Genomic DNA, 4,103 nt, shown 5'->3' on the forward strand with positions numbered 1-4,103 from the left:
ATTGCCAGATCACTGGCTGTAGACCCGGATATAATACTGGCTGATGAGCCCACAGGCAACCTTGACAGCAAAACAGGAACATATATCCTTGATTTCCTGCATGAACTGCACAAAAAAGAAAGAAAAACAATAATCATTGTGACACACGATGTGACTCTTGTCAGATACGCTGAAAGAGTTGTTCACATCAAGGACGGAATGGTGGAATCAATAGAAGAAAGAAAAAACAATTAAGGTGATTTCCATGAAAAGAATGCTACTATTTATACTTTTGATCTTATCTCCCATTGCACATGCTTCTGCAGCAACCTATGTGGATGCATCCGGATTAAGTGTTGATATCATAAGCCAGACTCCAAACCCTGCAAGACCAGGTGAAACAGTTGAACTGACCCTTAGTGTGCAGAACTTCGGGAATGAGGATCTTAAGAACATAGTTGTAACTGCGCAACCTGAATATCCGTTTTCGCAGGTAGATGACGAATCATTGACCAAAACAATATCCTATCTCAATGCCAGACAGGATGACGATGATGCTGCAACAGTGAAGTTTAAATTTAAGGTAGCTAGTGATGTGTCAGCAGGTACATATGAGCTGGACATCGTCACTACAGATTCAAGCGGTGCTACTAAAACAACTACACTGGAGCTTGAAGTAAGAGGCAAAGAATATGCTCAGATCGTGACGATAAGCAAGTCTAGTATAGACTTTGCCACTGAAGAACAGCTTGACTTTGCGATTACAAATACCGGAAGTTCACCATTGAAGAATATGCAGATTTCCTGGGTAGACTCCACCGGTTCAATTTTACCGGTATACTCTGATAATACCAAGTACATAAATTATCTCGCTGCCAACGAATCTGTAACTGTCAGTTACATGGTAATGGCCGATGTGAATGCAGATCCAGGACTTTATAAGCTGGATATTACTCTTGAGGTAGAAGACTACAACTCCAACGTCAGTACTATTTCAACAACAGCAGGTTTATTCGTAGGTGGTGGAACAGATTTCGATGTCGCATTCTCAGATAATTCTGACGGAGAAGCCTCTTTCTCGATAGCCAACATAGGTAACAATGAAGCATATTCAGTGAAAGTGTCGATTCCTGAACAGGATGGTTATACTGTATCAGGCAGTTCCTCTTCCATAGTAGGTAACCTGGAAAAGGGGGACTATACTATTGCCTCTTTTGCAGTATCACAACAAGGAGCTGGAGGAATCACAGACAATGCTAACGGTGGACAGGGCGGAGATGCTATATCTTCAGCAGCATCCACAAACGTAAGTACCAACAATGATCTTAAAGTTTTGATCGAGTACACCGATTCTGCGGGTCAGAGGAACAGTGTAGAAAAATCGGTTCAGCTCTCACTGAACAGTACTAGTTCAGCAATGAACACATCCCCATCTAGTCCTAACTATGTGTCTATAATTCTGGTGCTGGTGATCCTTGCATCGGGATATGTTGTGTACTACAGGAGAAAGCACGGTGAAAACCCTGCTATTGTCCGCAAGTTGGGTTCACTTGCGTACTACAGGAAGAAGAAAGAAGGTAATTAACAATGAGGAACAGCAGCTATCTCAAAATGGCCCTTTCCATCCTGCTGCATAGTAAGATCCGAAGCTGGCTCACAATTATAGGGATAGTGATAGGTATAGCTGCGGTCGTAAGCATTATTGCAATAAGTGATAGTATGACAGCAGATATGGAAAGTCGTCTTTCGGATATGGACTTGACATTAATTACTATCACACCCGGGTATACCAAGGCTTCTTCATCAATGGGACCACCCGGTATGGGAGGGGGAGGTGGTTCATCCACGGATGCTGAACTTACTAAAAAGGATATAAGGGCCATTAAGCTGATAGGCAATATTTCCTATATCGATGGACAGATATCAGGAGAAGACGAAACTGTATACTTTATGGGTGAATCTGCAAGTCTCTCAATAAATGGTGTTGACCCTCAGGTATGGCAGTATATGTCCACATATGAACTGGAATCTGGAAGACTGCTTGACCCGGCCGATAATAACGTGGCAGTTATAGGTTATAGTATTGCACATGAGGTATTTGATAAGCAGATCAGTGTGAACAGAGTAGTTACAATTAATGGAAAATCTGTTAGAGTAATAGGCATACTTGCATACGGAGAAGATGATAATGCTATTTATATGCCTATAGACGCAGCAGTTGATATAATAGAGGACGCAGAGACTGAGGTTTATGATTCGATCGTCGTAAAGGTTAATGATGTAGATAATGTAGTAAATGCAAAGGAAGAAATTGAAACAAAACTAATGATCTCAAGGAATGTGATGAACGAGGACGATAGGGACTTCAGTGTTTCAGATTCACTAGCAATGGCTGAAACTGTTACTGAGATGCTGTCATCTATGAGCCTTTTCCTTGGAGCTATAGCTGCTGTTTCCCTGGTAGTAGGTGCAGTAGGTATTGCTAACACGATGTTCACATCCGTAATGGAAAAGACCAAGGAGATCGGTACTATGAAAGCCATCGGAGCCAAGAATAAAGATATATTGATGATATTCATATTCAATTCGGCAATTGTAGGCTTTGTAGGAGGTGTTATTGGCATATTATTGAGCATAATTCTGACATACTTCATGGGGCCACTACTAGGCCTTTCCAGCATGTCAGTTGCACCTTATCTGGTAGTAATGGGTATATCGATCGCCATCTTTGTAGGCGTCCTATCAGGTGTAGTGCCTGCATACAATGCATCGAAGATGAAACCTGTGGATGCCCTGAGGTATGAATAAGGAAGCTTTTTGAAAAAAGAGATTGAGGTTTTGTTTATGCTCAAAACCTCAAAATAACTATTTTGTATTTAGTCCTAGAGTTAATATAGAAACGTTATATGAATTGGTATGTTACTATGTATTCAACTTCACAAATAACAGTTTGGATCACATATCTTTTTTTATTAATAATAGAGGCCATTTTAATTATTATATATTTGAAACTAAAGAAATATTATGAATTAACGGGATATGAAGGATTGAAATATTTTAAAAATTCTTTTATGTCTCTTGTATTTTCATTTTTTCTAATGTATTTGATGAGAATTGGTCAAATAGAAAATCTACATCCTGAGTTCATTCTATTACATATCCTAGTTGTATCTTTAGTTCTGTTTTTATATAATTACATAATGACATTCTTCCATGAAGATATCAAAAGAAAACATTGCATAATCTATGAGACCCTGCAAAATGATAAAAAAGCCTTATTATTAGTAGTGGTAGGTGGATTAATACTGGCTCCTTTAATTTCAATACCTGTTCTATTTCTCCCTTTGCTTTTTTTCTATACCATGTATAAGAAAACAAGGCAAAGTTCCAAGGTATTCAAGTATTTTATTGTTTACAATTTGCTCATTTTATCCTATACCTTAAATATAATTCAATTGATCGGATACCCTATTTACCATAGTCTTTTCATTGATATTTGCGTGTTCCTTTTTCAAATGGCATTATTTATAATTATTTGGAAAGAGGTTAGTGCTTAATGAAAAGAAGAGAAAGATTAGAGATAATATATGATATTTTGTCTCTAATTAGTAAAAATGACAATCTCATTAGGCCAACTCCTCTTCTTCGTAAGTCCAATCTGTCATCAAGTCAATTTGATTACTATATAACAGAATTAATTGAGAAAGGATTTGTAGAAATCCATACAATAGATTGTAAGCAACATTATAGGCTAAAAAAGAAAGGTTTTGAATACCTTAAACAGTATAGAGTTATATTAAAAATTATAGAGGATTTTGAGCTGTAAATCCCATTAATTGGTTGTATCATACTGACTTGAACATAGCCAGCGCCTTACTTTTCTCCACATTGTGATCAACTATCGGCTGTGGATAGCCAGTATCCACCGGTAAAGCCTTTTTCTCCAACGCATGGATGTCTTTTGGGCTTATGCCCCTCAGTTCAGGCACCCATTTTCTAATGTATTCACACTCCGGATCGAACTTCTGCTGCTGCAGCCAGGGGTTGAAGATCCTGAAATATGGAGTGGCATCCGCACCCGTAGACGCTGCCCACTGCCAGTTGCCATTGTTCACACACGGATC

4 protein-coding genes and 1 pseudogene are annotated in these 4,103 nt (G+C 38.6%); 4 read left to right on the plus strand and 1 reads right to left on the minus strand.

Annotated features, from left to right (window positions below; genetic code table 11):
• The 4 genes and pseudogenes from ACCM36_RS10100 to ACCM36_RS10115 form a co-directional block, all read left to right on the plus strand.
• Positions 1-234 (plus strand): annotated as a pseudogene (locus tag ACCM36_RS10100) (ABC transporter ATP-binding protein); the annotation flags it as partial.
• A 10-nt stretch (positions 235-244) separates the two neighbouring features.
• Positions 245-1,564: a COG1361 S-layer family protein gene (locus ACCM36_RS10105; protein WP_370573634.1), complete on the plus strand. Its 1,320-nt coding sequence runs from the start codon at positions 245-247 to the stop codon at positions 1,562-1,564.
• Positions 1,565-1,566: 2 nt separating this feature from the next.
• Entirely contained in the window at positions 1,567-2,787 is a 1,221-nt protein-coding gene (locus ACCM36_RS10110) for an ABC transporter permease (protein ID WP_370573635.1), read from the plus strand.
• A 748-nt stretch (positions 2,788-3,535) separates the two neighbouring features.
• A complete protein-coding gene (locus tag ACCM36_RS10115) occupies positions 3,536-3,805 on the plus strand; it encodes a winged helix-turn-helix domain-containing protein (protein WP_370573636.1) in 270 nt (89 codons plus the stop codon).
• A gap of 19 nt (positions 3,806-3,824) precedes the next feature.
• On the opposite strand, the gene ACCM36_RS10120 is transcribed toward ACCM36_RS10115, so the two are convergent.
• Positions 3,825-4,103 (minus strand): FAD-binding domain-containing protein (locus tag ACCM36_RS10120; protein WP_370573637.1); only part of this gene is annotated, 279 nt, incomplete at its 5' end.

This window comes from Methanomethylovorans sp. (assembly GCF_041305605.1).
Taxonomy (GTDB): Archaea; Halobacteriota; Methanosarcinia; order Methanosarcinales; family Methanosarcinaceae; genus Methanomethylovorans.

Excerpts from the sequence above, each read along its gene's own strand:
- ACCM36_RS10105 (WP_370573634.1), top strand. The coding sequence starts at position 245 with ATGAAAAGAATGCTACTATTTATACTTTTGATCTTATCTCCCATTGCA.
- ACCM36_RS10110 (WP_370573635.1), top strand. The coding sequence starts at position 1,567 with ATGAGGAACAGCAGCTATCTCAAAATGGCCCTTTCCATCCTGCTGCAT.
- ACCM36_RS10115 (WP_370573636.1), top strand. The coding sequence starts at position 3,536 with ATGAAAAGAAGAGAAAGATTAGAGATAATATATGATATTTTGTCTCTA.